The organism is Chloroflexus sp. (assembly GCF_034431535.1).
Classification (GTDB): Bacteria; Chloroflexota; Chloroflexia; order Chloroflexales; family Chloroflexaceae; genus Chloroflexus.
Genome location: NZ_DAOUDC010000027.1, coordinates 263,659 through 290,394, shown reverse-complemented (window position 1 = coordinate 290,394; position 26,736 = coordinate 263,659). Strand labels below are relative to the sequence as shown.

The 26,736-nt window shown below is 60.7% G+C and carries 24 protein-coding genes; 11 read left to right on the top strand and 13 right to left on the bottom strand.

Annotated elements, in window-relative coordinates; all coding sequences use genetic code 11:
- Positions 1-142: 142 nt before the first annotated feature.
- Positions 143-796 (top strand): HAD family hydrolase, encoded by a 654-nt coding sequence (locus tag U9R61_RS07950; protein WP_322488278.1) that lies wholly within the window; start codon positions 143-145, stop codon positions 794-796.
- On the opposite strand, the gene U9R61_RS07945 is transcribed toward U9R61_RS07950, so the two are convergent.
- The 4 genes from U9R61_RS07945 to recO form a co-directional block, all read right to left on the bottom strand.
- Positions 793-3,588: a C1 family peptidase gene (locus U9R61_RS07945; protein ID WP_322488277.1), complete on the bottom strand. Its 2,796-nt coding sequence runs from the start codon at positions 3,586-3,588 to the stop codon at positions 793-795. The two genes, U9R61_RS07950 and U9R61_RS07945, sit on opposite strands and share 4 nt — an antisense overlap.
- Before the next feature lie 202 nt (positions 3,589-3,790).
- Positions 3,791-4,609, bottom strand: coding sequence for a purine-nucleoside phosphorylase (locus tag U9R61_RS07940; RefSeq protein ID WP_322488276.1), 819 nt, complete (start codon positions 4,607-4,609; stop codon positions 3,791-3,793).
- Positions 4,610-4,942: 333 nt separating this feature from the next.
- Positions 4,943-5,632, bottom strand: coding sequence for a PH domain-containing protein (locus U9R61_RS07935; RefSeq protein WP_322488275.1), 690 nt, complete (start codon positions 5,630-5,632; stop codon positions 4,943-4,945).
- A gap of 44 nt (positions 5,633-5,676) precedes the next feature.
- The gene (gene recO, locus U9R61_RS07930) at positions 5,677-6,432 is read right to left on the bottom strand and encodes a DNA repair protein RecO (RefSeq protein ID WP_322488274.1); all 756 of its coding nucleotides are present in this window, start codon (positions 6,430-6,432) and stop codon (positions 5,677-5,679) included.
- Between the two features lie 293 nt (positions 6,433-6,725).
- Here recO and smc point away from each other — a divergent pair, with 293 nt between their 5' ends.
- The 4 genes from smc to dnaG all read left to right on the top strand — a co-directional run bounded on the left by smc (position 6,726) and on the right by dnaG (position 14,034).
- Positions 6,726-10,295, top strand: coding sequence for a chromosome segregation protein SMC (gene smc, locus U9R61_RS07925; RefSeq protein ID WP_322488273.1), 3,570 nt, complete (start codon positions 6,726-6,728; stop codon positions 10,293-10,295).
- Positions 10,292-10,900, top strand: a complete 609-nt coding sequence (locus tag U9R61_RS07920; protein ID WP_322488272.1) for a hypothetical protein — start codon at positions 10,292-10,294, stop codon at positions 10,898-10,900. Before smc ends, U9R61_RS07920 begins: the two co-directional genes overlap by 4 nt.
- A gap of 82 nt (positions 10,901-10,982) precedes the next feature.
- Positions 10,983-12,050 (top strand): deoxyguanosinetriphosphate triphosphohydrolase, encoded by a 1,068-nt coding sequence (locus U9R61_RS07915; protein WP_322488271.1) that lies wholly within the window; start codon positions 10,983-10,985, stop codon positions 12,048-12,050.
- A gap of 13 nt (positions 12,051-12,063) precedes the next feature.
- Positions 12,064-14,034 (top strand): DNA primase, encoded by a 1,971-nt coding sequence (dnaG, locus tag U9R61_RS07910; protein ID WP_322488270.1) that lies wholly within the window; start codon positions 12,064-12,066, stop codon positions 14,032-14,034.
- 392 nt (positions 14,035-14,426) lie between these two features.
- On the opposite strand, the gene bchE is transcribed toward dnaG, so the two are convergent.
- The 4 genes from bchE to U9R61_RS07890 all read right to left on the bottom strand — a co-directional run bounded on the left by bchE (position 14,427) and on the right by U9R61_RS07890 (position 18,096).
- Entirely contained in the window at positions 14,427-16,082 is a 1,656-nt protein-coding gene (gene bchE, locus U9R61_RS07905) for a magnesium-protoporphyrin IX monomethyl ester anaerobic oxidative cyclase (RefSeq protein WP_322488269.1), read from the bottom strand.
- A gap of 77 nt (positions 16,083-16,159) precedes the next feature.
- Positions 16,160-16,771 carry a bacteriochlorophyll 4-vinyl reductase gene (gene bchJ / locus U9R61_RS07900; protein ID WP_322488268.1) on the bottom strand — a complete coding sequence of 204 codons (612 nt, stop codon included), beginning with the start codon at positions 16,769-16,771 and terminating at the stop codon, positions 16,160-16,162.
- A gap of 186 nt (positions 16,772-16,957) precedes the next feature.
- Complete coding sequence (locus U9R61_RS07895; protein ID WP_322488267.1) at positions 16,958-17,749, bottom strand: TlyA family RNA methyltransferase; 792 nt, start codon at positions 17,747-17,749, stop codon at positions 16,958-16,960.
- A gap of 5 nt (positions 17,750-17,754) precedes the next feature.
- Positions 17,755-18,096, bottom strand: a complete 342-nt coding sequence (locus U9R61_RS07890; protein WP_322488266.1) for a hypothetical protein — start codon at positions 18,094-18,096, stop codon at positions 17,755-17,757.
- A gap of 117 nt (positions 18,097-18,213) precedes the next feature.
- Between U9R61_RS07890 and U9R61_RS07885 the strand changes: the two genes are divergently transcribed.
- The 3 genes from U9R61_RS07885 to U9R61_RS07875 are packed head-to-tail and all read left to right on the top strand — an operon-like array spanning position 18,214 to position 20,676.
- Positions 18,214-19,194 carry an energy-coupling factor ABC transporter permease gene (locus U9R61_RS07885; RefSeq protein WP_322488265.1) on the top strand — a complete coding sequence of 327 codons (981 nt, stop codon included), beginning with the start codon at positions 18,214-18,216 and terminating at the stop codon, positions 19,192-19,194.
- Positions 19,194-19,967 carry a cobalt ECF transporter T component CbiQ gene (cbiQ, locus tag U9R61_RS07880; protein WP_322488264.1) on the top strand — a complete coding sequence of 258 codons (774 nt, stop codon included), beginning with the start codon at positions 19,194-19,196 and terminating at the stop codon, positions 19,965-19,967. The genes U9R61_RS07885 and cbiQ overlap by 1 nt, the downstream gene beginning before the upstream one ends.
- 10 nt (positions 19,968-19,977) lie before the next feature.
- Complete coding sequence (locus U9R61_RS07875; protein WP_322488263.1) at positions 19,978-20,676, top strand: ABC transporter ATP-binding protein; 699 nt, start codon at positions 19,978-19,980, stop codon at positions 20,674-20,676.
- A 73-nt stretch (positions 20,677-20,749) separates the two neighbouring features.
- On the opposite strand, the gene U9R61_RS07870 is transcribed toward U9R61_RS07875, so the two are convergent.
- From U9R61_RS07870 to U9R61_RS07860, 3 genes are all read right to left on the bottom strand, one after another.
- Positions 20,750-21,259, bottom strand: a complete 510-nt coding sequence (locus U9R61_RS07870; protein WP_322488262.1) for an NUDIX domain-containing protein — start codon at positions 21,257-21,259, stop codon at positions 20,750-20,752.
- Positions 21,260-21,371: 112 nt separating this feature from the next.
- Positions 21,372-22,409 (bottom strand): GTP-binding protein, encoded by a 1,038-nt coding sequence (locus U9R61_RS07865; RefSeq protein ID WP_322488261.1) that lies wholly within the window; start codon positions 22,407-22,409, stop codon positions 21,372-21,374.
- A gap of 19 nt (positions 22,410-22,428) precedes the next feature.
- Entirely contained in the window at positions 22,429-22,665 is a 237-nt protein-coding gene (locus U9R61_RS07860) for an FmdB family zinc ribbon protein (protein WP_322488260.1), read from the bottom strand.
- Between the two features lie 339 nt (positions 22,666-23,004).
- On the opposite strand from U9R61_RS07860, the gene U9R61_RS07855 reads away from it, so the two are divergent.
- The 3 genes from U9R61_RS07855 to U9R61_RS07845 all read left to right on the top strand — a co-directional run bounded on the left by U9R61_RS07855 (position 23,005) and on the right by U9R61_RS07845 (position 24,718).
- Positions 23,005-23,502, top strand: a complete 498-nt coding sequence (locus tag U9R61_RS07855; protein ID WP_322488259.1) for a glutathione peroxidase — start codon at positions 23,005-23,007, stop codon at positions 23,500-23,502.
- Between the two features lie 249 nt (positions 23,503-23,751).
- The gene (locus tag U9R61_RS07850) at positions 23,752-24,171 is read left to right on the top strand and encodes an NUDIX hydrolase (RefSeq protein ID WP_322488258.1); all 420 of its coding nucleotides are present in this window, start codon (positions 23,752-23,754) and stop codon (positions 24,169-24,171) included.
- A gap of 103 nt (positions 24,172-24,274) precedes the next feature.
- On the top strand, positions 24,275-24,718 hold the full coding sequence (locus U9R61_RS07845) for a hypothetical protein (RefSeq protein WP_322488257.1): 444 nt from the start codon (positions 24,275-24,277) through the stop codon (positions 24,716-24,718).
- 77 nt (positions 24,719-24,795) lie between these two features.
- Here the strand turns inward: U9R61_RS07845 and U9R61_RS07840 are convergent, their stop codons facing one another.
- Entirely contained in the window at positions 24,796-25,287 is a 492-nt protein-coding gene (locus U9R61_RS07840; protein ID WP_322488256.1) for a plastocyanin/azurin family copper-binding protein, read from the bottom strand.
- 117 nt (positions 25,288-25,404) lie between these two features.
- Positions 25,405-26,583, bottom strand: a complete 1,179-nt coding sequence (locus U9R61_RS07835; protein WP_322488255.1) for a pseudouridine synthase — start codon at positions 26,581-26,583, stop codon at positions 25,405-25,407.
- Positions 26,584-26,736: the final 153 nt, after the last annotated feature.

Below are 26,736 nucleotides of genomic sequence, written 5' to 3'. Positions count from 1 at the left end.
CCATGCTGTGTGCTTGCCTTACACCGCCCTGCTCGCCCGCAGCACGCTCTTCCTTCACGATGATGACTAAACGCCGGATATATTCATTATAACACCGTTTCTTGGCGCAAACCGGCCATTGCTCTTGCGGTATACTAGCTGCATGAGCAGACAACGACCATTTCGCGCTATCTTATTCGATCTTGACGGCACGTTGACCGACCCCTTCACCGGCATTGCCCGCAGCGTCAACTACGCACTGGCGCAGATTGGCCATCCGCTGCTACCCGATGACGAACTGCGCGGATGGATCGGGCCGCCGCTGCACGCCTCATTCGAGCAACTGCTCGGCGATCCGGCGCTGGCCGATCAGGCCGTTGCCCACTACCGGCAACGCTACTGGGAGATCGGGATGTTCGAGAACACAGTCTTTCCCGGCATCCCTGAGCTCTTGCGCGATTTGCATACCGATGGGGTACGGCTGTTTGTCGCCACATCGAAGATTCGCCCCCCCACCGAGCGGATCTTAGCTCACTTCGGGTTGCAAGCCTACTTCGAGGCCATCGCCGCCGTTGACCCCGACGACCGCAACGGCAACAAGGCAATGGTTATCGCCACCCTGCTGCCCCGGCTGGGCGCCGACCGGGCATGGACCGTGATGGTTGGCGACACCACCTACGACATCGCCGGCGCGCGAGCGCACCGGATGCCGTGCATCGCCGTCACCTACGGCTACGGCGACTACCGCGACCTCTATCTGGCTGCGCCGCTGGCGCTCGCCCGTTCGGTGGCGGAATTGCGGGAGTTGGTGAATTAAAGCGCCAACTTTGCCGCCGGGTCGCCGAGCAGCATGTAGTTGCGAGCATCGTTGCGCGCCATCCAGAGCGTGGACAACTCGCGCGGTTCGGGTTGCTTGCCGAATTTGATGTTCTCTAACTCTTCGGCCAGTGTCATCGAACGGGCAGCCTGAATGATGTTGAACTGATCGGTCGCACTGCCGAGCCGCTTGCCCGCCACTAACCGCCCGATCACATCTTCAAAGCTCTGGGTCTGGCCACGCGCGCCATCCATGCTGAAGCCGTAGGTCCACGCGCGTTCAACGTGGCCGACCACGCCGAGCGCGCCGCGCAGCAGCATCTGCTGCGGCAGTTGGGCGACGAAGGTGAAGGGGACGATCAGCGGGCGGCCTTTGCTGGGATCGAAGATAAATTCGTCTTGCTGCGGGCAACCGGCGCCATAGCAAGCAAACAACAGCGCCACCATCCCTTCGAGCGAGAGGGTGCTTGGCAGGTCTTCGGCGGCAAACCAGTGCTCGCGTCTAATCCCGCCGAAACCAGTCCAGTCTTGCGTTACTAGCGCGCCTTGGTAGGGGATCAGTTCGCGGTCGTTGGCCGGCAGACCGAGGCCATGGGTGGCGCTGAAGATGATGGCCGGCGGTTGATTGCCCTCACACAGCGCCTGCTCGAAGTTGGTGCGGGTAGCATCTTTAGCCAGCAACAGCCGTTTGCTATACCCCCGCCGCTGGGGCAGACCGCGATCGTGCCACTCGGCCAGCGGCGTCACCAGCTCGGCTGCGCTGCGATCGGTCGATTTATCGAGGTCGTGGCGGGTGCCAAAGTAGACAATCTCGCGGCGCAGGCGAAGCTCGCCGGCCTTGCGCCGCTCGTAATCCACCAGCCGTTGGGCGTAGGCCGTGTAATCGGCATAGCGGTGCTGGCCGCGTTCATCGGTAAAACAAACTCTTCCCACCCCCCAGAAGATATCGAGTTCGTACTGGAAGTTGAAGCTGATGAAGGCTTGATCATTCGGCGCCAGCGGGCCGGGCCGGGCCGCGATCAGCAGGTAGAACGGCACGCCTTGGCTCGGTTTGACCGGGCCGGCCATCGTGCCGTGGCGGGCCAGCCAACCATTGACCCGCTCGTTGGGACGGCACACCAGCACCGGCGCGCGCTGCTCCCACGGCTGGCGGATGTCGGCGTAGCGACTGGCCCACTCGGCGCAGGTCTCACCGGGGCGGAAAGCGACTGCTGGCAGCGCGATGCCTTGCTGCTGGGAGCGGTGCTCGATCAGCGGCCATAGCGTCTCGATAATCCGCACGTCATCGGTGGCGCTAACCACCAGTGCCCAGCGCGCTTGCGCCAAATCCTCTTGATCGATATCGGCAACCACACCGAAGTGTTTCTCTTCGGCCTCGGCGCGTGTTTTATGTAAAGTTTGCAACTCTTTCGGATCTTCGCTGCGCTGAGCGAGATCGCTGGCGGTTTTGGCGTCAATCCGCAACAACGGCTCGCCGCGCCGGCCATCAATCCCGTTGGGGTAGAGTTCGTCGGCGCTCTGTTCGTTGGCAATCAGGATGAGCGGGCCGCTGTAGCCGGCGACGACTGGCGGCGGGGCTGGTTCGGGTGTTGCCGGCGCTGTGCCAACCGGCGCCGATGGTTGCGGCTGGCCGCCGGCTAACGTACCGATCCGCTCGATCAGCGCGTCGAGGCGGGCGCGGATGGCCTGCGCTTCGGCAAGGATAGCGGCTAAGGTATCGCTTGGCGCAGTGCCTAATGCCGGCGTTGCCACCTCTGGCCGCTCGATGATCACCCCAGTGGCGACCAATGCCGCTAATCCTTCGTCATAGATCAACTGGTACGGCACATAACAATAGCCAGCGCCGTCCGGGTTCTCGTTCGCCCAATCGCTGCCCCACGAATTGCGCACGATGAAATAGCCGCCGCCGGGGGCAGCCGGATCATCGCGGTAGCCGAGGGCGCACATCGCATGCCCACCCAACCGCTGTTCACCGGGCAACGCGCGGCGCACCCGCCCGATGCGGCGAATTTGGCCGCTGCTCGTCCAATGCTCGCCGATCATCAACCCGATCAGCACCGGCTTGCCGGCGGCCAGCGCCGCCTTGATCTGGTTGACATCGCGGGCCGGCAACTGCTCGACGTCGCTGATCCGGCGCTGCGTGGCCTCGCGGAAGGCAACCTCGCTCGGACGTTCGTGGCCGGGATTGGTATGGTCAACCGGTTCAGGCCGGTACGGCCACGTCTCTTCGCGGCACACCCCCAGTTCGGCGACCGCGCGCAGCGCCACTAGCGGGTTCGTACCGACATCACCGGGAATGCGGTCGCGATCTTTGCTGATCCAGTAGATAAACTGCTCGGAGAGATCGGTGGGATCGTTGCTCAGCGTCTGCACCATAGCCGCGATGGTAAACGCGACGCAGGTATTGCGGGGCCCTTGACTGACCGGTGGCGGCAAGGTCGCCAGTGGCGGAACTTCGCTAGGCAGACCGACCGGCGGGCTGAAGGCGGCGGCATCAACCTCAGGCAAATCATCGAAGATCGCGCCAGTGCCGACCGGTTCCATCGCCACATCAACGCTGAACGAGCTAGCATCAGGCACGACATCGAGCGCCGCCATTACCATGGCCCGCACTTCGTCTTCGCTGCGGCCCAGCGCCTGCGCCAACGCAGCCAGCCCGCTGCCTAAGCCGACATTACTCGACCGCGCCGTCGCCACCAACTCTTCGACGCTGGTAATCCAATAGGCGGCCAACGCGGCGCGGGTCGCTTCATCGATCGCGGCCACTTCGGTCAGCGGGGTCAAGGTACGCATAACAACCTCACATGGAACGTGAAGGACTTTAACGCAAAGACGCGAAGAGTGCAAAGGATATTGACGCAAAGACGCGAAGAACGCTAAGACCGCAAAGGGTTTTACATGTTGAACACAAGCATGCTGGTCCCATTCCCTAAAAATCTTTGCGCCCTTGCGTTTATCATCCTCTGCGCTTTTGCCCCTTTGCGCCTTCACCCATTCACATTCGCGCCAAAATACCGCGCAACAACGCCGCAAACCGCGGCTTGGCCGCCTCACCGGCTTCGATCACCTCGACATGATTGGCCGGCGGGCCATCTGGCAAGGCAAGATTGGTAATCAGCGAAAAGCCAAGCACCCGCATCCCGCCATGAATGGCGACAATCATCTCTGGCGCGGTAGACATCCCCACTGCATCAGCGCCCAACATCCGCACCATGCGAATCTCAGCGGCGCTCTCGAAGTGCGGGCCGCTCAGCATGCAATACACCCCTTCGCGCAGGGTCATATGAAGATCGGTGGCGACAGCGCGGGCCAGCGGTACTAGGTCATTATCGAACGCCCCTACCATCGCCGGAAACCGCTGCCCCAGCCGCTCATCATTCGGCCCGCGCAGCGGATGGTGGCCGGCCATTCCCGGCAGAAAGATTTGGTCGCTAATCCGCATAATATCGCCGACCTGCCAGTCAGAGCGCAATCCGCCGGCGGCATTGGTAACGATCAACGTATCGCAGCCGAGCACGCGCAACACCCGCACCGGGAAGGTCACCTCTTGCATGCTGTAACCTTCGTAAAAGTGAAACCGTCCGCGCATCACCGCCACTGGCTGCCCGGCCAACAAGCCAACCGCCAACTCGCCGCGATGGCCAACTACCTTCGGCTCGTGAAAACCGGGAATGTCGCGGTAGGGAATAATGACCGCATCATCCATTTCATCGGCCAGCGCACTTAGGCCGGAACCGAGGATCAAGCCAACCCGCGGGATGTGGCGCAGGCGCGACGCAATCGCCGCACGGGCCTGTTCAATGTCGTTGTACATGCGGCACCTGTTTGGTTCTTCAGCGTATTAAGGATTATAACGGTTTTTCGCGCTGATTACCATCGCGCACCGCCGCTCTCCGATTGCTATTGCGAGCACGGAACCCGTCCGCTCAGGCATTCCCTTCGCTGAATTCGGGGGCTACGCCCCCTCGTAATGACAGATCCGCCTCCGCCCAGCGTTCGTTTGCGCCGAAGCAGGAGATTGCTTCGGTCGGGCGGCACCACGCTTGGCTGGGTGCCGCCACACCCTCGCAATGACAGGCGGGCTGCGACAAGGCCATCCTCCACCAGCACGGAGCCTCGCCCCTCGCAATGACAGCTTGGCAACCGCCTAAATCCGGCTCAAGAGATCGCGCTTCTTGGCCTCAAACTCTTCGGGGGAAAGAATACCGCGATCGCGGAGGCGAGCCAGTTCTTCCAGTGTGCGCTGGATATCGATCGCCCCGCCGACTTGGCGACCGGGAGCGTACCCATCGGTATCAAGATAGCCATAGCCGCGATCGAGGTTATGCTTGGCTTCGAGCAGCATCCGTTTGAATTCAACCGGCGCTTCAATGCGATCCATCACATTGGCACCTTCGCTGCCTGATGCGGTTAGGATTTCGATCGTGCCAAAATTGAAGATGCGCCCCAAAATGCTCTGGCGTAGCTCGATGTCGTTGATCTTTTCAAGCGATGAATCGATCACGCGCTTATTAAAGACACCACGCACTTGCAAGACCCGCCGGTCGGTAATGATGATCTGCTCAGAATTCCAGCGCAGAAAGTCGATGAATCCACTAATCAGCACAGTAATGCTGATAACAATGCAAATCAGCAGGATCAGATTACTGATACTAATCCCGCCGATCATTGCCGCTGGGTTATTGCGAAACGCCATATTTGAGGCGACGCCAGCCGCAACCAAGACGGCAATTAAGGTGAGTTCGGCCAAAATATTCACAATCAACACATAAATGTGCTGGCGGGCAATGTATAGGATCTGTTCTCCCCGCCCGAGCAGGCTTTCGACGTAGTTCATGGCCCGCCCTCCTCTGTGGTTGGCAACATTGTGGTCATATCATCCTACCGAGACGAAAGTAGACGATCGAGAAAATCGGCAGATTTGAGATCACGTTCAAGCAGATGGCGCAAGCTGGCGCGCAGCAACTCGGCTGCTTCCCGGCGCGTCGCTGCCGAGATGCGCAATTCTTCGTTGGCGGCGACCGGTTGGGCCTGAAGGTATCGCAAGAGACGAAAGGTTGCTTCGCTCATCGGCAAGGCAGCCGGGTCAGCCGCTCGATCACGCGGGCAGAGCACGCCACCGAGGGCCGGACTATAGCGATCAGCTTCAGGAGTCAATAGTTCGTCACACACCAAACACCGGTGGAGTTGCGGGCGATACCCAAGCAAGTGCAGTAAATGCAGCTCGAAACTGCGTAGCGCGAGCTCGGGCAGAGGACTGCGATCGAGCGATCCCAGCGTCTCGACTAACAAATGGAACAGCGGCGGACTCTCCTCGGCCTCAGTGGTGAGGCGGTCGTACAATTCGGCGACGTAATAGCCGCACCCAAGGCGTGTCAAGTCGGTGCGCAGCACCGGAAAGGCGTTCACAATCTGGCTCTGAGTGACAATATCAAGATTGCGCCCGACGGCAAGCATCATCTGCGCGTGGGTGAAGAGTTCGATATGGCCCGCGAGCCGGCTCTTCATCTTACGCGCGCCTTTGGCGATAACCCACCGTTTCCCGGTTGGCGTGGCAATGAGTAACAGGCGATCGGCTTCGGCTACATCGCTGCGGCGAAGGATCACCGCTTCACTGCGATAGACTCGCTCTCGCATGGATCTGGTCACCATTGCGCGCCGTCGGGCTGGGCCGGCGATGCGCCTTGCGCGGGAATTGGTTGATTGCCCGCCGGACAATTATGCTCGCTTGGTCGTTAAGCAGTTCAGGACCGTTGCATTTTACTTGCACGCTGTATTATAGCCGCTCATAAGAGGCCGATCAAGCAGGTTTTCGCTTTACCGCTGCGCCGGTCTGGGGTACAATGATGGGCCGGTGCGCTTGGCAGTCGCATCGCGAGTGAGGAAACAGAGAACGCTCGCCTGCGTTCCTGTCGTTACGATGAGGCCAGATGTATCTCAAACGTCTCGAAATTCAAGGCTTCAAAACTTTCGCTTCCCGCACCGTCTTCGAGTTTCCACCGGGGATAACCGCTGTTGTCGGCCCAAATGGCAGCGGTAAATCGAACTTGGCCGACGCAGTGCGTTGGGTGCTCGGCGAGCAGAGTATGGCGGCGTTGCGCTGCAAGCAGGCCAGCGAGCTGCTGTTTGCCGGCGGTGGCCGCCGCCCGCCCGCTGGTCTGGCCGAAGTCGCGCTGACAATTGACAATGCCGACCGCTTGCTGCCGCTCGATTTCGATGAGGTGACAATTACCCGCCGCGTCACTCGCACCGGCGAGAATGAGTATTTCATCAACCGCGCCCGCGTCCGTCTGCGCGATTTGCTAACTGCCATCGAGCCGCTCGGCGGTTCGTATACGATTATCAATCAGGGGTTGGTTGACGCTGCCCTGACCCTGCGCCCCGCCGAGCGCCGCCGCCTGTTTGAAGATGCGGCGGAAATTGGCGGCTATGAGCTGCGCAAGGCCGAGGCCCTCCGCCGTCTGCGCGAGAGCGAGACCAATTTGCAGCGCGTGGCCGATGTGCTGGCCGAGCTGGAACCGCGCTTGCGCGCGTTGCGCCGGCAGGCTGGCCAAGCCCGCCAGTACCGCGAGTGGCAAGCCGAGTTGCAGACGCTGTTGACCCATTGGCACCATGCCCAGTGGCGCGAGGCACAAGCCTATACCCAACAGGCCCAAGCACAGGCGCAACAGGCCGATGACGATCTGGCTCGCCGGCGCGCGGTGCAGGCTGAAACGGCAGCGACGGTGCAGGCCCGCCGGGCCGCGTTGCGTGAACGGCGCGAGGCGCTAGGGGCGTTGCACCATCAGGCGTCGGCGCTGCACCACCAAGCCGAGACCTTGCAACGCGAGCTGGCGGTTGAGCATGAGCGAATCGTCGCTGCCGTGCGCCGCCACGACGAGCTTGAGCGGCAGATGACTGCGCTGGCGGAACAGCAGCGGTTGGCCGGGCAAGAACGAGATCGCGTGGCTGCCGAGGCTGCGCAGGCCGCGCAAGAGGTGGCGGCAGCGCGGCACGATCTGGCGCTGGCCGAACGTGAACGGCAGGCTGACGACCATGCGCGCACCAGCTTAGCTGCCGAACTCAAGACTGCTCAAGAGCGCGCGTTGCAAGCTGCCCGCGCCGAAGCGACGGTCGCGAGCCAGATCGAGCAGATGAATGCCCAACAGGCCCGCTTGTGCGCCGAAAGCGAACGCTTGGCCGCCGCTTTGGCACAGGCTGCCGGCACGACCGGCGCGGCCCAAGCCGCGGTGGCTGAAGCGCAAGCCGCGCTGATCAATGCTGAACAAGCGTATCAGGAAAGCACAGCGGCGGTGCAAGCCGCGCGTCAAGAACTCGACCGCCTGCGCGCCGCCCGCGCCGCTGCCGACGAAGAGCGCGCCACTCGCCGCCACACACTGGCCGAACGCGAAGCCCGCCTTGAGGCGCTCACCCGCCTTGCTCGCTCGCACGCTGGCGCGTTTACCGGCGTTAAGGCCGCACTGGAATGGGCCGAACGCAACGGGCGCGCCGGCTTTACACTGGTGCAGCAGATCATCCGTGTGCCCGCCGAATTGGAAACCGCGATCGAAGTTGCCCTTGGCGCGCGCCTGCAACATATCGTGGTCGAGCAGTGGCGCGACGCCGAAGAGGCGATTGCCGAATTGCGCCGTACCGGCGTAGGCCGGGCCACCTTCTTGCCGCTCGATACGCTGCGCCGGCCCAGCGGCGATGCCCGCCGCCCCGCCTTCTCGGCGCAGGTCATCGGCGTCGCCGCCGAGCTGGTCGAGTACGATCCGCACTACGCGGTGGTGGTCGAACAGTTGCTGGGCCGCACACTGGTTGTTGCCGATTTGGCGACGGCCCGCGCCGAGTTGCGCCACTTGCCTCCCGGCTGGACGATTGTGACGTTGGCCGGCGATCAGGTGCAGAGCGGCGGCGCTGTCACCGGCGGCGCGCCTACCCGCGAGAGCGGTGCGTTGCGCCGCGAACGCGAGCTGCGCGAACTGCCCGCACAGGTTACGGCGGCACGAGTCGCGCTTGAGGCGATTGACCGGCAGCGGGGCGCGCTCGACCAAGAGCTGCAGGCCGCCACTACCCGCCTGCGCAGCGCCGAGCATGCCGAACGGGAAGCGCAGCACCGGCGCGAAGCGGCCCGCAATGCGTTCGATCAGGCCCAACGCCGCACCCGGCAGGTGGAACAGGAACAACAATGGGTGATAGCGCAACAAGAGCGGCTAGGGCAAGAGTTGGCCACGCTGGCCGAGCAGTTGGCTAGGTTGCACGAACACCAAACCAGTTTGCGCGCCGAACGCGCCGCCGCTGAAGGAGCCCTCGCTGCGGTGCGCGAACGGCAAGAGCAGCAGGCCAGCGCCGATCGCGCCGGCCAAGAGCGGTTGGCTAACCTGCGCGCTGCGCTCAGCGCCGCCGAGAGCCGGCAGCACATGCTGGCCGAAGTGCTTGCCGGTCACGAACGCACACTCACTAACCTCGCCCACCAACAAAGCGAGCTGGAAGCCGCGCTACAGGCATTGCGCGACGAGCGTACCCAGCGCGAAACGGTGTATGCAACGGCACTGGCCCGCCAACAGCAATTGCTGGCCGAACTGCACGACGTGCAGGCGCAGATTGCGCCGGCGGAAACCGAATTGGCCTCCGCTGAAGCCGAATTGGCCCGCCTCGAAGCCGCTGAAGCGCAGACTACCGCCGATCTGTTGGCCGCCGAAGCCGATCATAGCCGGCTGGCCCGCGAAGCGCAACGCGCCGCCGACCGCCTCGAAACCCTCTTCGAGCGGGCCGTCGCCGATGGCGTTGACCTCACCGCACCGCCTCCCGCCGGTGATAGCCCGCCGCTGGCCGAACTGCCGGCAGCGATTGAAGCCTTACGCGCTCGTATCATTCGCCTCGGCGTGGTCAACCCGCTGGCGCTGGAAGAGTATGAAGAGGCCAACAACCGCTATGCCTTCCTCACTGCGCAAGCCGATGATCTGCGCGCCGCCAGCGCGACTCTGCACCAACTGATTAATGAACTCGACGGCGCAATGAACGACCGCTTCCAGCACACCTTTCACGCCGTCGCCACCGAATTCAGCGCCACCTTCCAAGAACTGTTCGGCGGCGGCAGCGCCCGCCTCGAACTGATCGACACCGATCCCGATGGCAGCGAGAGCAATGGCAAACGCCCGCAGCAAGGCGTCGAGATTATCGCTCGCCCGCCGGGCAAACGTCCGCAAAACATCGCCCTGCTCTCTGGAGGCGAACGCACCTTGACCGCAGTAGCGTTGCTCTTCGCGATTTTGAAGGTCAATCCGAGCCCATTTTGTATTTTCGACGAAACCGACGCCGCACTCGATGAGAGCAATGTGGGCCGGTTTCGTGAGATGTTGCAGCGCCTGACCGATCGCACCCAATTTATCGTGATCACCCACAATCGTGGTACGATTGAAGTAGCCGACACGCTCTACGGGGTGAGTATGGGCGACGATGGCGCTTCGCGGGTGGTCTCGTTGCGCGTGGAAGAGTACGTAGGGGAAGAGGCATGATCCATGCCGCCGAATTGGCCGATCTCTTGAGAGGGCGGATCGCGTCGTTGACAATCACGCCTGATGGCGCATTGCGCCCCGACGATCCTCCGCCGGGATCGATCTTTCCCGGCAGCTTTAACCCACTGCATGCGGGACATCTCGGCTTGCAGCGGGCAGTGGTGGTGATGACCGGCCAGCCGGTGCATTTCGAGCTGACGGTGCGCAACGCCGACAAAGGCGAGTTGCCGCTGGCCGAGATTGAACGGCGCGTTGCCCAATTCCGCGGCCAACATTATGTCATCCTCGCTGCTGTGCCACTCTTTGTGCAGAAGGCGCGTCTCTACCCCGGACGCGCCTTCGTGCTCGGCTACGATACGGCCTTGCGGCTCGTCGATCCGCGCTATTATGGCAGCGCCGAGGCAATGGCCGCCGCCTTCGCCGCCATTGCCGCCGCCAACTGTCGCTTCTTCGTCGCAGGCAGACAGATTGACGGGCGGTTTTATACGCTCGCCGATCTGACTTTGCCAGCGGGGTACGAATCGCTCTTCATCCCGGTGCCCGAACACCTCTTCCGGCGTGACATCTCTTCGACCGAATTGCGCACAAAAGCGGTGCAAGAGTAACGCTAACCTCAGACGCAACGTGTGGTAAAGTAGGGACACAGCAGTGCTGTGTCCTGCCAAACCACACCAATGGAGCCTACGTATGACCCGGCCTTCGATGCGTGAAATGCGTGAAGCGCTCGAAGCGCAAATCCTCTCGCCATACGCGGCCAAGAGCGCCGATGCCGTGCGTGACCGGCCCGAACCGCCCTGCCCGATCCGCACCGCTTACCAACGCGACCGTGACCGCATCTTGCACTCGAAACCGTTTCGCCGGCTCAAACACAAAACCCAAGTCTTTATCGCCCCCTTGGGCGATCACTACCGCACCCGGCTCACCCATACGCTGGAAGTCACGCAGGTTGCGCGCACCGTCGCTCGCGCGTTGCGCCTCAACGAAGACCTGACCGAGGCGATCGGTCTCGGCCACGATATTGGTCACGCGCCATTCGGCCACGCCGGCGAAACGGCGCTCAGCCGGATCTGTTCCAGCCACTTTCGCCACAACGAGCAATCGCGCCGGATCGTCGAAGTGCTGGAACAGCATGGCGAAGGGATGAACCTTACTTACGCCGTGCGTGAAGGCATCTATATGCACTCTAAAGGGCGGCGCGACATCACCGCCAAAGCGTGGGGCACTGCCAGCACCCTTGAAGGCCAGATTATCAAACTCTGCGATAGCGTTGCCTACATCAACCACGACATCGACGACGCCATTCGCGCCGGCATTCTGCGGGCCGAAGATTTGCCAGCCGATTGCATCGAGCTGCTCGGCGACAGCCATAGCAACCGCCTTGCCACTATGGTCAGCGATCTGATCGAGCATAACTGGTGGGCAACCGGCGAAGGCGTACCTCCCGACCCGCCCTTGATCTCGATGAGTCCGCCCATCTTGGCCGCCACCAATAAGCTGCGCGATTTTCTCTACCAAAACGTCTACTGGCGGTCAGAGGCAAAAGTGGAAGATGAGAAGGTACGTTTCATAATTGAAACGCTCTACACCCATTTTATGCGCCATCCCGAAGAGCTGCCCGCCGAACTGCTGGCGATTACGGAACGGCGGGGCGAGCCGGTTGAACAGGCGGTCATTGATTATATCGCCGGCATGACCGACCGCTACGCATTAGCCGTATTCAAACGGATATTCATCCCGCGCACGTGGGGCGGGTAACGGCATTCACACCATGAACGTCATCGACGAAATCAAAGCCAACATCGACATCGTTGACCTCATCAATTCGATGGGGGGGGGGCTGCGGCGCAGCGGGCGCAGTTTCGTCGGTTTTTGCCCATTTCACCCCAACAGCCGCACCCCTGCCTTCCACGTCTACCCCGACACCCAGAGCTTCTACTGCTTTGGTTGCCACGCCTCTGGCACGGCCTTCGATTTCGTCATGCGCAAACAGGGTCTCGATTTCAAAGGGGCCTTAGAGCTACTGGCCGAACGGGCCGGCATCCGGCTCGAACCCAAAAATGATGCCCAACGCCAAGAAGATGCGCGCCGGGCACGGCTGATCGAGATCAACGGCGTCGCTGCCCGCTACTTCAATTATGTGCTGCTCAACCTCAGCCGTGGCGCTCCCGGTCGCGAATATATTGCTCGCCGCGGGATCAACCAAGAGGCAATTGACGCCTTCCAGATCGGGTATAGCCTCGACGACCGGGGCCACCTCTTTACCTATCTGCACGACAAAAAGGGCTACAGCGTCGAAGACATCATCGCCGCCGGCCTCGCCATCCCCGGCGAGCGCGGCCCCTATGACCGCTTCCGCCACCGCCTTATCTTCCCTATCCGCAATGTACGCGGCGAGGTGATTGGCTTTGGCGGGCGCGCGTTGGGTGACGCCCAACCCAAGTATCTCAATACGCCAGAGACCCCGCTTTTCAAGAAGAGTGAGGTGCTGTACGGGCTTGATCTGGCCCGCGACGCCATCCGCACCGCCAACCGCGCGATTGTGGTTGAAGGGTACGTTGATGTGATCACCGCTCACCAGCACGGTTTCCGCAACGTCGTGGCGCCGCTCGGCACCGCGCTGAGCAAAGCCCACATCAACCAGCTCAAACGCCTAACCGACACCGTCTATCTGGCGCTCGACGCCGATGCTGCCGGCCAGAAGGCGACGTTGCGCGGTCTCGAAACCATCCGCACTGCCACCGAAGAAGAGGGCGAGGGGCGCATGGTGACGACCGCCCAAGGCATTGTGCGGCTCGAAAACGATGTCACCATCCGCATCATCCGCTTGCCGGCAGGGCGCGATCCCGACGAGGTGATCGCCGCCGACCCCGCGCTCTGGCAGCAGTTGGTCGAGCAAGCCGCCCCGGTGATGGACTTTTACCTCGAAGCCTACACCGCCGGCCTCGACATGCACGATCCGGGCCAACAACGGCTGGCGCTTGAGCGAATCATCCCGCTGCTGAGCGAACTCGACGGCGCGGCCCAGCGCGTCTACGTGGCTCGTGTCGAGCAGCTCACCGGCATGCGCAGCGAACTAATCGTTGATCTGCTGCGGGCACGGGTGCAGCCGGCCCGGCGCAACGAGCGCGCGCGCCGCACTAACCCGTCACCGCCGCCGCCACCAGCACCGGCGCCGGTGGCAGCCTCGCCGCTTGACGAACGTCGCCGCAAGACCGAAGCCTACCTGCTGGCGCTGGCGCTACGCTACCCCAGCGTCAATGTTGCGATTGAAAAGCTGCTGGAAGAGTACAACGCCCGCCGGCGCGAAGCAGGCGAACTGTTCGGGGCCGGCTTGGAAGACCTGCTTGAAGAGCCGCTCCACCAAGCGATTTGGCGTGCTTACCTCGCTACCCCGCTCGAACTGCGCCCCACCGATGCCGAGAGTTTGCAGGCGTGGGTGGAAACCCTCGGCGAACCACTTACCAGCGAAGCCAAAGCATTGATCGCTACCCTCAACCGCCGGCCCGACGACGTGCGCTACCGCCACGAAGCCGAACAGTGCGCCCGCATCTTGCGCAAAGCGCAGGTCATGGCTCGCATCCACCGGTACAACGAACGGCTGCGCGAACTCGACAACGAGGAAGAGATTCAGCGCATCTTGCACCATATCCGCGAACTCAGCGCCTACGCCGAACAGATCACCCAACCCCGCCGGTCGAGCACCTTCCCCGATCTGCGCGATCTCTTAGGCCAAGGATAAAGTTCGGTTTCGATTCCCGCCCTGCCGTGCCCGCCATCACACAGCTCCCCCGCTCCCGCCGTCTGGTGGGAGTGCATAATCTGCGCAATACGCAACGTGATGGTCGAAATCACACAGCTCCCCCGCTCCCGCCGTCTGGTGGGAGCGGGGGCCGGGGGTACGGGCGTCAACGCAAAGCCGCAACGCGCACAAAGGCGCAAAGATGCTCAATGCAAAGCCGCAAAGCACGCGAAGAGCGCAAAGGTTTTTGGATGGTGATTATCCGCCGCGTCCTCTGCGGTAAACCTACCCCCGCAAGGCTGGGAGTGAGAGCCACATCCTCCGCACGCGAAATAACAACCCCTCTCCCACCTTACGGTGGGAGAGGGGAGGTGAGAGGTGAGAGTCGCCGTTTATGACGCCGGCTTGGCCGGCGTCGCCGCGTTAGCGTTCTCGTTAACCGCCACTTCCAACGGCAAGTTGAGCGGATTCTCGGCCTGAATCTTGATCTCTTCGGGGTCGATGCCAGGAGCAGCGCCGCCGAAGGTGGTATCGGCATTCATCTCCTTGCGCTGCTTCATCGCCACGATCTGCTCCGGCGTCAGCACGCGCGACTCATCGAAGCCGAGATCGATCTCAAGCTGGGTACCACGCATGTGGACGCGACCAAGGTCGTAGAAGCGGCGCGTGACGGTGGTCTTCATAAAGGCGCGCAGACAGCCAAGCATGTAACGCCGCTTGAACGGATCCTTGATAAACGGATACTCGAGGAAGGCCTTGCGCATATAGAAGCGGGCATAGTTGCGCAACACGCCCTTGAGCACATCTTCGCGATCCATCAGCTCAGGCTTCATAATCGGTGTCACGAAGTTGTACTTCGCATAATCGCGCACCTCGACCCGATCACCTAGCTCTTCAAACAGCTCGGCAAATGGCCACGGCGTGTACATATTCCAGTTGGCCATATCCGGCTTCCAGTCGAGCACGTAGCGATAGGTCTCTTCGATCGTCTCCGGCGTCTCATTCTCCATGCCCATAATGAACTGGGCCTCGGCCACCATGCCGTGCTTCTTGATCAGCTCAATCGCGCGCTTGTTCTGTTCGATCGTGGTCTGCTTGCGGAATCGGTCAAGGTTCATCTGCGCAGCAGCCTCAGTGCCGAGCGAGATATGCACCAAGCCGGCGGCGCGCCAGAGCGGCAACTGCGCCTCATCACGCAGAATGTCGGTCACGCGGGTGTTAATGCCCCAGTGAACCGGTAGCTTACGCCGCACCAGCTCTTCGCAGAGCGCGGTGAATTTCTTGCGGTTGATGGTCGGCTCTTCGTCAGCCAGAATGAAGAAGCCAACCTTATGCTCGCGCACCAGCGTCTCGATCTCATCAACAAACTTCTGCGGGCTGCGGGCACGATAGCGACGCCAGAACTTCCACTGCGAGCAGAAGCGGCAGGTGAAGGGGCAGCCGCGGGCGAAGTTGGGCACGGCCACCCGCACATTGAGCGGCACATAGATATAGCGCTTCCAGTCGTAGAGGCTCCAATCCGGGGTGAGCTTATCGAGATCGGCGATCGGATCACGGGCCGGCGTCGCCACCACCTTGCCGTCCTCAAGGTAAGCAATCCCCTTAATGTTGGCCCGGTCGCGCCGGTCGGTACCCGCCTCAATCGACTGCATCAACTCGACGATAATCTCTTCACCCTCACCGCGCACAATGTAGTCGATCCACGGCGCCTCGGTCAAGACCTGACCATACATAAAGGTCGGGTGAATACCGCCAAGAATGAGCCGAGCATTCGGCGCCTCTTCACGCGCAATCTGCAACGTCTCTTGCGCCTTGTAGATCATAGGCGTGATCGCTGTGGCCATCACCACATCAGGCCGATTATGGCGCAGGATCAGGCGCAATTGCTCATTGGGCAGATCCTCCGTCATCGCATCGACGAAACGCAGGTTGTTGAAGCCTGCGGTGCGCAATGCGCCGCCGATGTAGGCGACCCAGCTCGGCGGCCAGTTCCCAGCAATTTCAGCCCCACCGGCATGGTAGTTCGGCTGGATCATCATGATCCGCATGCGTGGCCTCTCTTCCTTTCTGACGACCAAGTCTGAACTACAACAACGCGAGGACGAACGAAATCGACGCCCCCGGATTACCCCTCACGCGATACGGCAAACGTGCAGCGCGGCGCACCCATGGCCCGGCATGCCACCTCGCGCACACGGATCCGATCGCTCACCACCCGTCGCAACAAGCCTTCAAACGCCGCCCGGTAGTAACTACACACCGGCTCGGTGGCCTGCACCTCACGCGCCTCAACACTATTGGCCAGCGTCAACTGCCATTGTGGCCGTAGCGTGTAGCCAAATTGCCCGCTGCCGGCGAATGTCCACGCATGTTTGGCAATGGCGGGCAGAAAGATGCGCAATGCCAACCCTACCGGCAAGCGCGGCAAGAGTAGCCGGATCGGCGCCGGCACCCGGTTCGTCGCCACATAGTTCGCCGTGAGTTCGCCCGAACGGTCGAGCACCCGCATCGCCGCCGGCATACCCAGCCAGTCGCGCAAGTCACGGATCATCGCGCCAAATTCGCTCTCGGCCAGCATGTGGTCAGGCATCGTTTCAAGGAAATGCCCGCGCCCACTGCGGCGCAGCCAAGCCGCGGTGGTCTCGGCCCCATACTGCTCGCGCAAGGCAGCAATGGTCTGGATGATCGAATTCGGCCCGATTCGGGCAACTTCAGCGACGTGTGCTACATCTTGCATAGTACGCCTACTGACATTGTTTGAAATGTCAACGTATGCAATAAATGTAACATCGTTACGCGCATTTGCCGGTTGTAAGTCATTCACTCAGGGTAAAAACCGGGTAAACAAAGGTGTGCAGAAGGAGGACAACGTGGTGACAGCGCGTAGGGACACAGCAACGCTGTGTCCTAAAAGACTGTGTCCCTACGACGACGCGCCTCCTTCGACGCAGGCTGCAATGGCGCGCTGGTGATCGATAGCCGGACGATGGGTATGGAAGAGGACGAGAAATTCGACGTTCCCCGCCGGGCCGGTAATCGGCGAGCGGGTGAGGCCGGCGGGGTTGAGCTGCTTGGTGGTAGCGAAGGTTAGCACATCGCGGATCACTTGCGCATGCACCGCTGGATCGCGCACGACACCGCCTTTGCCCACGTGTTGCGGGCCGGCTTCAAACTGGGGCTTAATCAGCGCCACGATCCATGCGCTTGGCGTGATCAGCCGCTGCACCGCCGGCAAGACGAGCCGCAGCGAGATGAAGCTGACGTCGATCACGGCGCAATCGGCCAGCACGCTATCAGGCAGGGCGGTGCAGTGGCGAATATTGGTGCGTTCGAGCGCAACCACTCGCGGGTCGGTGCGCAGCCGATGGTCGAGAATGCCATAGCCGACATCAACTGCAAAGACCCGCGCCGCGCCGCGCTGCAACAATACGTCGGTAAAACCGCCGGTGGAAGCGCCAACATCGATTGCCGTCAACCCTGATGGATCAAGCCCAAACTGGTCGAACGCATGCGCAAGCTTGAAACCGCCGCGACTGACGTAGGGCAAGCCGCCGCGTACATCGATGTGGGCATCGATGGCGACCATTGTGCCGGCCTTGGTCTGCACGTGGCCGTTGACCAGCACCTGCCCGGCCATAATCATTGCCTGCGCCCGCGCGCGCGTCTCAGCCAGACCACGCTCGACCAGCAAGGTATCGAGACGTTGGCGAGCCATGCTTGCTACTCTTCTCGGCGTAATTCAACTTCGAGCCGGGTAATTTCGTCTTCCAACTCGGCCACCATCGCCCGCAACCAGTCAGGGGGCGGGTTATGCGGATCGTGCAGTTGGGCGCGCAACATGCGCAATTGGTTGCGGCGCAGTCGCAACTGCTCGCGAATGGTCGCCTGCCGATCGACCGGCGCCGGCGCTGGCGGCAATGGCTGGCCGGCCAGATATTCGGTCACCAGCTCGGTCATAACGTCATCCAGCTCGATACTGCGCTCGCGGAGCAGCCAGTAAAGCTGGTCGCGTTGCGCCTCAGTCAGCCGGATGCGAGTTGGAATGGTGTAGTGTCCGCTCATAGCACAGGCATTATACCGTATCTTGGGGCGCGGAAACACATCACTTCGCTTATAATAAGCTTAACTAGGTCGATACCAGCGTATCGCCATCCGTATGTTGTTTGAAAGGGCTTCACCATGTGGTGGCAGTGGATCGCAGAACGAATCACGCTTGGCTTGCACATTCCCGACGGCTTTTTGCATGCGCCGGTGGCCTTGTTTTGGTGGTTACCAACCGTGATCGCAGTTGGGATTGCGGCGCGGGCTGTACGCCAATCACTCGATGAACGTGCTGTTCCCTTAATGGGGGTGATGGCGGCGTTTATCTTTGCGGCCCAGATGATCAACTTTCCCATTGCCGGCGGCACGTCAGGCCATCTCCTCGGCGGCGCGTTTGCAGCGATTGTACTGGGGCCATGGGCAGGCATGGTCGTGATGACAAGCGTGATCGCCTTGCAAGCCATCCTCTTTCAAGATGGCGGCATCGTGGCGATGGGGGCGAATATCTTTAACATGGGCATCGCCACCGCCGTCATCGGCGGCTGGCTAGCACGGCCAGTGTTGGTTCGTAATGGCGTACTGACGGCAAACCGGCTCTTGATCACAATCGTCGCTGCCAGTGCGGGATGGCTGTCGGTGATGGCCGCTGCTGCCCTGACCTCGGCCCAACTCGTGTTGTCTGACCTTCCGGCAGCCATTGTCTTTCCGGCGATGCTCAGCGTGCATGCCGTGATTGGCATCGGCGAGGGACTGATTACCGCTGCTGCAGTTATGTTTCTGGTCAGCACCCGGCCCGATCTGCTGCAATCCACCCCTTCATCTGGCCCGGCAATGACGCGGATTGCCGCCATTGGGGTGGTGATTACCGCCATCACGACCGCCTTCGCGCCGTTGGCTTCGCCCGACCCGGATGGGCTTGAGCGCGTCGCCGAGGATGCCGGATTCATTGCGCGTGCTACGGATGCGCCCTACCAGCTTTTGCCTGATTACACCATCCCATGGCTCGGCGAGACGCCACTCTCAACGGTCGTTGCCGGGTTGGTTGGCGTAGCCGTGCTGATTGGCCTCATCTGGGCTATGAGTAGACTGCTCCGCGCCCAACCACCAGCACGTTCGTGATGACTGACACCCCAACGGTTGGCCCAATCGCCGCGTATGATGGCCGGGTCAAAACGTGGCTCGCACTGGGATTTATCTTCACGCTGGCATGGCTGCCTGCCGGCGCATGGGATGCGCTGATCATCGCCGCCCTCGCGCTCTGGTGCGTGATCGGCTGGAATCGGATCGGGTTGTGGACGATCTGGCGGCGCTCGCTGATCGCATGGCCATTTGCTCTCGCCGCGCTGACGCTGGCCGTGGCCCGCCCCGGTGCGCCGGTTATCCAATTCACCATCGGCGGTCAGGCGATCACAGCGACCGATGCCGGTATTGTGGCCGCCGCCACAGTGATGGCCAAATCATGGCTTTCGGTGCAAACCATGATCGCGCTGATCGCAACCACCCATTTCAGCGAGCTGCTCACTGCGCTGGCGGCGCTCCGCCTGCCGCCGGTGTTGATCCTGATCCTCGGCATGGCCTATCGCTACCTCTTCATTCTGCAAGAAGAGGCGTTGCGTATGCTGCGCGCGCGCGACAGCCGCAGCGCCTCTCTCCCCGGTCAGCGCGTCGGTCGAAACCTGTTCTGGCGCGTAACCATCACCGGACGCATGGTGGGCACACTCTTCATCAGGGCCTACGAACGGAGTGAACGGATCTATGCCGCCATGCTGGCCCGCGGCTACGATGGCCGGCCCGTTATCACCACCCAGCCCCCGCTCCGGCCCACCGATTACCTCGCGCTGATCGGCGGCGGAATCGTCTGCATGAGCCTCATCGTTATCGCCTACATCTAATCAATCGGCTATGCTCACCATTACCAATCTCAGCTATGCTTACCCCGATGGTACCCCTGCGCTGCGCGGGATCGATCTCGTCGTCGCTGCCGGAGAAAAGGTGGCGTTGCTAGGGGTAAATGGGGCCGGCAAGAGTACGCTTCTGCTTCATCTCAACGGAACCCTCCGTCCAGCGAGCGGCACCATTGTGGTAGACGGCCTGCCTGTCACCGCGCAGAATCTCCGCCAGATTCGAGCCAGAGTAGGATTGGTCTTTCAAGACCCTGACGATCAGCTCTTCTCGCCAACCGTCTTTGACGACGTTGCGTTTGGGCTGCTCTATATGGGGTTAGCGCCGGCAGAGGTTGGCCGGCGTGTCCAGCAGGCGTTGCAGGCAGTGGGGATGACCGGCTATGAACAGCGCCCACCCCACCGGCTGAGCCTCGGCCAGCGCAAACGGGTGGCCTTGGCCACCGTGCTGGCGATGCAGCCGAACTTGCTGGCGCTTGATGAACCTTCAGCCGGCCTCGATCCGCGCGCTCGCCGCGAATTGAGCGAGCTGCTGCACACCCTGCCGCAAACCATGCTCGTCTCAACCCACGATCTGGCGCTCGTCGCCGATGTGTTGCCGCGGGCTATCGTGTTGGCCGAAGGCCGGATCGTTGCCGATAAAGCAACCTCCTCGCTCCTTGCCGATCACAATCGGCTCTTACAGTATGGATTGATCTAAGCAAACAGCCCCCTAAGCACGAAAAAGGCTAGGGAGGCTGCTGATCGAACCGTTGTCGCCAACATCGCCCGCGCTACGTCAAAGGCCGCCATTGGCGCAGTTGGGTAAAAAAGCGCAACACCATCTCGGTATGCAGCGGGAAGGCCAGCTCAGCCGGCGAGGTAATGATCACGCGCTCGGCAGCTTCGCTATTGGGCAAAAACACCGGTAAATCCGCGCTGCGCAGTTGCGGCCCGATCCCAAATACCAGCAGATAGCCATCGGGTGTGCTGCGAACGGCAAAATCGCTGACCAACACCGGATCAATCTCAACCCCGGCTTCTTCGTACAACTCACGCGCCGCCGCGTCTTGCCAGCGTTCCCCCATTTCGATAAACCCGCCGGGCAGCGCTAACTGGCCACGACGTGGATAGGCTGATCGCCGGATGAGCAACAAGCCATCATCAACCGGCTGCAATAACAAGACCACCGGTAACGGATTACGATAAGTTGTACTGCCGCAATGCGAGCAGACGCGAGGCCATGACTGGTGCTCGGCAAACGGCTGGCCGCAGAATGAACAGAACGAGTGCTGGCGATACATGACTTCCTGTGCAACGAGCGACGGCTCCAACAAGAATTGTAGTATAACATAAAAATGCACTCTTCCAGCGCTTCCGTGCGCTCGTTCACAATCCTGCCACCCTTTGCTGCGCCTAAAACGCTGCCAGCGTATCACTCACCGGCTGATCCGGCGCGAGCAAGCATTGATCAAACATCGCGCGCAACGCAGGTTCATCGAACGTACCCGGCAAACCGATGCATACTATTTGCGTCTGCGGCGTTTGATCACCCCACGGTTCACCCACCGTCACCTGCACCCGCGTCCCTACCACCTGCAAAATGGCCCGCCGTTGCGGAACTTCGGCCAGATAGACCAATCCTTTACTACGGAAAATAGCCGGCGGCAAGTTCAGAATAGATCGGCGAAAGGCGTTGAGAGTAAAAGGTCGATCACAGACGTAGCTCCACGTGGCAAACTCGGCGCCGTGATTGTGGTGATGATCATCGTGAGGGACTGTTGCATGAGCATGCCCCTCATCGTGGGTAGTAACGGTCACCAAGCGCGGCGTTGCTGCACGCTGCTGAAACCGGCCTACATCAAGCATCAACGACAGCGGTACGTCGCCATAGGTTGTCGGCACAATCCGTGCCTGCGGCACAATCCGGCGCACCCACTCTTCAACGTTAGCAAGTTGATCGGGCGGAACCAGATCGATTTTGTTGAGCACAACCATATCAGCGGCGCTGATCTGCTCAACGATTAACGACTCGTAGGCCGGCTGCTGGCGAACATAATCGGCATCGACCACCGTAATCACACTATCAAGACGAAAATAGGGACGCAGTTCAGGCAACAGAAACGTATCGGCCACGGCCCACGGATCACTGACCCCGCTCGCTTCAATGATGAGATACTCTGGCGGCAAGGGCCGGTCTACGAGGCGCAACGCCGTGCGCAGCAGATCATCCCGGATCGTGCAGCAAATGCACCCATTGGTCAGCGCAATCGTATCGCCTTCGATCCCTACCACCAACTGCGCGTCGATATTGATTGCGCCGAAATCGTTGACCAGCACCGCCGTGCGCAAGCCGTGATCGGCCCGCACGATACGGTTGAGCAACGTGGTCTTGCCAGTGCCGAGAAAGCCGGTCAGAATCGTCACCGGAACGGGAGGGGCAGGCGTTTCCATAGAGCGTTCTCCTTACGAGTTACGAGCGCCGGCGGGGCCGGCAGCAGGGACAATCCAGACCATGCGCAACCCGCGTTACATGGGCCGGGGTCGCGTAGAGCGGTTCAGCCGCACGCTGAACGTGGAAGGTGCTGACAACGCGCCGGCAAAATTCGTGACAAATCGGACACTCGATTGGATCGTTAGCCTGCCACGCCGGACGCAGCTCTTCCAGTTCAATCTCGCATTCGGCACATTCGTAGACGTAAAGCGGCATCGTAACCTACCAGTAGGAATAAACAAAGAGCGATTCAATTACATGAGACAATATATCATTTACAGCTATCGTTGTCAACGAAAGCTATGCTCGTTCGCACCACCTCATATCATGCCGCAGAAATGCTCTGGACAGAGATTGCCAACCGGTCAGAATGCTGCCTGCCGTACTCAGAGAAGATTGCTTCAGCTAACATGGGAAAGTTCCTAGCCCCAACCCGCTCTCACCATGACAGGGATAACGGCAGCAGCGCGCTGATCAATGGTATCTTGCCAGCCGCTCTATTTGTGGGATAATACGTAGTATACCGTTTGCACACACTTTGCAAGGAGCAAGGCTATGCCAATATACCAATTCACCGCCCAACGCATCGACGGTACAATGCAGTCACTAGCCGACTATCGCGGCCAAGTGCTGTTGATTGTCAACGTCGCCAGTATGTGCGGTCTATCGCCACAATACGCCGGTCTCGAACAACTGTACCGCCGCTATCGCGATCAGGGATTCAGCGTTCTCGGTTTTCCCAGCAACCAATTCATGCAAGAGCCGGGCAGCGACGAATCCATCGCCCAATTCTGCGAACGCACCTATCAGGTCACCTTTCCGCTCTTCGCAAAGGTTGACGTGAACGGCCCCAATGAGCACCCGCTCTTCACCTACCTCAAAACCCAGCAACCCGGTCTCTTTGGCAGCACCGCGATCAAGTGGAACTTCACCAAGTTTTTGGTCGACCGCAACGGCAAGCCGCGCCGGCGTTACGCACCCACCGATGTGCCGTCGCAGATCGAAGATGACATTGTTACGTTGCTGCGCCAACAACCGGCGACCGTGAATTAACCACCGGCGCTCTTCCTTAGGCATACGAATGGATAGACAGGCGTGGTAATGCCATGCCTGTCTACTATGTTCACGACGAGCGTCTAGGGCCGTGAATGGTTATGTTCGGTAAATCTTGCTCAAACGTTAGACCCATCAACACATTTGATCCACCCAAACGCGGTATGATAGAGACTATGATATCTGAAACCTGCATTATTGCCGGCAACCAACCAGAAGCGGCTCATATTCACAACAAGCGTGGCAGTTATGAAAACGATCTGTGGCGTTGGCGCCGTCATCTTCCGATTGAAATCTGATCAAACCATTGAGATTTTGTTGATTCGGAAGCGTAAAGGGTTCTGGTCACTCCCGAAAGGCAAACTCAAAGCAAATGAACCGCCGCGCAAGGCGATTGTGCGCGAGGTGTATGAAGAGACCCACGTGGTGGCGGAAGTCATTGATCTGATTGGCAGCGTTGATTACCTGATCAATGGTCCGCAAGGAACGCAGCGCAAGCTGGTCGATTACTATTTGCTGCACGCGATCAACGGTCGCGCCCGGCCAACCGGAGGGAGGGAGCAAATCGTTGCCGCCGAGTGGGTGCCGCTAGCGGAAGCAATCGAGCGCATCCAACGCCCTCGCCTGCGCGCTGTGGTGCGCGCAGCGCAGTCGTGGTTTAGTTGCTAAGATCTGCACGAAGAATTTCCACGCAATTCATGCCTTATGCACAGAGACAGCCGAGAGAGCGGCGTGCTATAATGAGGGGGCCTAGAGAGGAAGGATGGCACGTATGGATGAGATCGCTGCCACCCAACTTGCCCGCCGCGTTGACGATCATCGGCAAGCTATCGCTGAGCGTGTTGCCGCCCGGCTGTTACGCGCATTTCCCGAACTGACGCACACCTTGCGCTTAGAAGAGAACTATGGCCCAGTCGAGCGTATGGCAGAAGTAGCCGTGCGGCCACTTAGCGATTTGATCCGGGCAATGCTCTTGTTTGACGCCCTCGAAATCGCTGAAACCGAGCTGCGCTGGGCCCGTGGCGTCTTACCACGCTGGGGTGTGTCGTATGAACACACTACAGCGATGATCCGCTGGTATTTTGAAGAGCTTGGCCGGCTACCGGTGTCTCCAGCCGAGCGAGCCGTCGCCACCGAAGTGGAACGGCACCTCTTGAACCTCATGGTTCGCCTGTACCGCACAGCAGAACCCAACCAACACACAGTCACCGTGTAGATCGGCAACAATCCATCTAACGAAACAAGGAGCGACACGAATGTCGCACCTTGTCGTTTGCTGTCACAACACCCACATTAATTGGTGACAATCAGCTTGCCCTGCATTAGCGGATAGTGGCCGGGCACCGTGCAGATATAGATATAGGTGCCGGCTGCTGGCGCGGTGAAGGTGACTTCCACCGTCTCATTGCCATTGGTCAGCGGCGACTCAGCCAGAATATTGCTCTTGTCAGCCGGCAAGTAATTTGCTGCCGGGCCAGCGCTCAAACCGGCATTGGCAATCGCTGCCGCTTCCGCATCACTGCCCTTGACCAAGATCCAGTTGTGCTGCTGCACTGCCGAGTTGTTCTTGAAGCGCAGCGTCACCGTCTGGCCGACGGCAACCCGCAACTCGGTCTTATCGAACGCCAACTCTTCGCCCTTCGAGCCAATCTCTAACGTGACCGGCCCGCTGCTCTGGCCGCCACCGCTCGAACCGCCACTACCACCGCCGCCGCCACAGGCAACCAGCGCCATTGCTAGTGCAGCCAGAACGGTGAATGCCATCATGCGCAACCAAATGTTCATTGCTCTGTTCCTTCCTTGTGGTATCTATCACAAAATTGTACCGCTCAATTTATACCACTATCCCAATCATTGTCAAGCGGAACAGTGCAGATAATCTAGAGTTTGTGTTGATAGAAGCTATTCCGGTTCGTCATAACGGCGTGGCCGCGGGAAACGCCGGCGATTGTCGGGTGTTGATCGATCCGTTCGTTCCGAACTACGCCGGGATGGTTGGTCAGTCATGTTGCGCCGGGATGGCGGTTCACGGCGTTCTTGATCCCCGCCCCGGCCCGGCCCCCGCTCGTCACGCCGGTTGCGCGGCGGGCGCTCCTCGCTCCATCCCCGCCCCGGCCCCCGCTCGTCACTCCGGTTGCGCGGCGGGCGCTCTTCGCTCCATCCCCGCCCCGGCCCCCGCTCGTCATTCCGGCTGCGCGGCGGGCGCTCGTCACCACGCTCGCGCGGCGCAACCCGCTCGCCCCTTGGCGCACGTGGGGATCGTTCTGGTGCAACTGGTGTTTCACGCACGGCCTTTGCTGAGCCACTCCTACGCCGCGCCGCCGGCGAAGGTTCGCTAGACCGTTCCGGCAACGACCGGCGTGTGGGTATGTGAGCGCGGAGGGCAGCGACCTCTTCATCGGTCAGGTGCCGCCAAGCGCGCGGCGGCAAATCTCCGAGCTCCAACTCGCCTTCACGCACCCGGATCAGGCGCAGCACCTCATAACCCAAGAGCTTCGCTACCGCGCGAATCTGGCGTTTACGCCCCTCACGCAACACAATCCGCACCCACACCCCCTCCGGCACGGTGCCAATCAACTCAACCCATGCCGGGACCGTCATCTCGCCATCGAGCAACACGCCATTCCGCCAACTCCGCAGTGCCTCAGGCGTTAATGCTCGATCTAACAACACCCGATACTCTTTTTCAACCTCAAAGCTCGGATGGGTCAGCGCATGGGCCAGCTCGCCATCATCAGTGAGAAGAATCAACCCTTCACTATCAAGATCGAGCCGGCCAACCGGAAAGACGCGCACCGGCACATCAACCAGATCGACAACCGTTGGGCGACCATGAGTGTCTTCCGCGGTCGAAACCACTCCAGCCGGTTTGTGGAGCATAATGTAGGTGCGTTTGGCCGGCATCCGCAGTGGCTGCCCATCAACCAACACCTCGTCATGGTCAAGATCGACGCGCGTACCGGGCACAGTAACCACCCGGCCATTCACCATCACCCGTCCCGCAGCGATCAACTCTTCACAGTCGCGGCGTGAGGCAATGCCGGCGCTAGCCAATACTTTTTGCAATCGTTCAGGACTCACAGATAGCCTTTCTTTCTTATCCAAACCAGTCTGTCAATCACGTTCTTCACGAAACGCTCACCACCGTTCCCTCGCGAATCGGCCACCATTCAGGAGAGACGGAAAAGGATGCCGAACATATTGGGAAACGCGCTTCACAGACTGTGAACAGCA

Excerpts from the sequence above, each read along its gene's own strand:
- U9R61_RS07950 (WP_322488278.1), top strand. The coding sequence starts at position 143 with ATGAGCAGACAACGACCATTTCGCGCTATCTTATTCGATCTTGACGGC.
- U9R61_RS07945 (WP_322488277.1), bottom strand. The coding sequence starts at position 3,588 with ATGCGTACCTTGACCCCGCTGACCGAAGTGGCCGCGATCGATGAAGCG.
- U9R61_RS07940 (WP_322488276.1), bottom strand. The coding sequence starts at position 4,609 with ATGTACAACGACATTGAACAGGCCCGTGCGGCGATTGCGTCGCGCCTG.
- U9R61_RS07935 (WP_322488275.1), bottom strand. The coding sequence starts at position 5,632 with ATGAACTACGTCGAAAGCCTGCTCGGGCGGGGAGAACAGATCCTATAC.
- recO (WP_322488274.1), bottom strand. The coding sequence starts at position 6,432 with ATGCGAGAGCGAGTCTATCGCAGTGAAGCGGTGATCCTTCGCCGCAGC.
- smc (WP_322488273.1), top strand. The coding sequence starts at position 6,726 with ATGTATCTCAAACGTCTCGAAATTCAAGGCTTCAAAACTTTCGCTTCC.
- U9R61_RS07920 (WP_322488272.1), top strand. The coding sequence starts at position 10,292 with ATGATCCATGCCGCCGAATTGGCCGATCTCTTGAGAGGGCGGATCGCG.
- U9R61_RS07915 (WP_322488271.1), top strand. The coding sequence starts at position 10,983 with ATGACCCGGCCTTCGATGCGTGAAATGCGTGAAGCGCTCGAAGCGCAA.
- dnaG (WP_322488270.1), top strand. The coding sequence starts at position 12,064 with ATGAACGTCATCGACGAAATCAAAGCCAACATCGACATCGTTGACCTC.
- bchE (WP_322488269.1), bottom strand. The coding sequence starts at position 16,082 with ATGCGGATCATGATGATCCAGCCGAACTACCATGCCGGTGGGGCTGAA.
- bchJ (WP_322488268.1), bottom strand. The coding sequence starts at position 16,771 with ATGCAAGATGTAGCACACGTCGCTGAAGTTGCCCGAATCGGGCCGAAT.
- U9R61_RS07895 (WP_322488267.1), bottom strand. The coding sequence starts at position 17,749 with ATGGCTCGCCAACGTCTCGATACCTTGCTGGTCGAGCGTGGTCTGGCT.
- U9R61_RS07890 (WP_322488266.1), bottom strand. The coding sequence starts at position 18,096 with ATGAGCGGACACTACACCATTCCAACTCGCATCCGGCTGACTGAGGCG.
- U9R61_RS07885 (WP_322488265.1), top strand. The coding sequence starts at position 18,214 with ATGTGGTGGCAGTGGATCGCAGAACGAATCACGCTTGGCTTGCACATT.
- cbiQ (WP_322488264.1), top strand. The coding sequence starts at position 19,194 with ATGACTGACACCCCAACGGTTGGCCCAATCGCCGCGTATGATGGCCGG.
- U9R61_RS07875 (WP_322488263.1), top strand. The coding sequence starts at position 19,978 with ATGCTCACCATTACCAATCTCAGCTATGCTTACCCCGATGGTACCCCT.
- U9R61_RS07870 (WP_322488262.1), bottom strand. The coding sequence starts at position 21,259 with ATGTATCGCCAGCACTCGTTCTGTTCATTCTGCGGCCAGCCGTTTGCC.
- U9R61_RS07865 (WP_322488261.1), bottom strand. The coding sequence starts at position 22,409 with ATGGAAACGCCTGCCCCTCCCGTTCCGGTGACGATTCTGACCGGCTTT.
- U9R61_RS07860 (WP_322488260.1), bottom strand. The coding sequence starts at position 22,665 with ATGCCGCTTTACGTCTACGAATGTGCCGAATGCGAGATTGAACTGGAA.
- U9R61_RS07855 (WP_322488259.1), top strand. The coding sequence starts at position 23,005 with ATGCCAATATACCAATTCACCGCCCAACGCATCGACGGTACAATGCAG.
- U9R61_RS07850 (WP_322488258.1), top strand. The coding sequence starts at position 23,752 with ATGAAAACGATCTGTGGCGTTGGCGCCGTCATCTTCCGATTGAAATCT.
- U9R61_RS07845 (WP_322488257.1), top strand. The coding sequence starts at position 24,275 with ATGGATGAGATCGCTGCCACCCAACTTGCCCGCCGCGTTGACGATCAT.
- U9R61_RS07840 (WP_322488256.1), bottom strand. The coding sequence starts at position 25,287 with ATGAACATTTGGTTGCGCATGATGGCATTCACCGTTCTGGCTGCACTA.